This is a genomic window from Klebsiella sp. M041 (assembly GCF_059759695.1).
Genome location: NZ_JCAXWU010000064.1, coordinates 1 through 423 on the forward strand (window position 1 = coordinate 1; position 423 = coordinate 423).

Consider the following 423-nt stretch of genomic DNA (forward strand, 5'->3'; position numbering starts at 1 on the left):
CTCTGAAGTTTTCTTGTATTCGCAGTAAAGATGGTGGAGCTATGCGGGATCGAACCGCAGACCTCCTGCGTGCAAAGCAGGCGCTCTCCCAGCTGAGCTATAGCCCCATCGGTGTTATCTCTGTACCGGTAATTTTTCCTGAGACAAGGCGTGGTCAAGCGAAGCATACTGAGGTATGCGAGCTTTGCCACAACGCAGTATTCAGGGAAAATTTGGTAGGCCTGAGTGGACTTGAACCACCGACCTCACCCTTATCAGGGGTGCGCTCTAACCACCTGAGCTACAAGCCTACAGAGATTATTTACTGCTCTATTTCATCAGACAATCTGTGTGAGCACTACAAAGGCAGGTTCTTTAAGGTAAGGAGGTGATCCAACCGCAGGTTCCCCTACGGTTACCTTGTTACGACTTCACCCCAGTCAT

At 50.1% G+C, this 423-nt stretch carries 2 tRNA genes and 1 rRNA gene; all 3 read right to left on the minus strand.

Annotation, left to right across the window (positions count from 1 at the left end):
• Nucleotides 1-31: 31 nt before the first annotated feature.
• Nucleotides 32-107 (minus strand) — tRNA-Ala (locus tag AC6CWS_RS26490).
• A gap of 106 nt (nt 108-213) precedes the next feature.
• Nucleotides 214-290, minus strand: a tRNA-Ile gene (locus AC6CWS_RS26495).
• 70 nt (nt 291-360) lie between these two features.
• A 16S ribosomal RNA gene (locus AC6CWS_RS26500) occupies nt 361-423 on the minus strand; the annotation flags it as partial.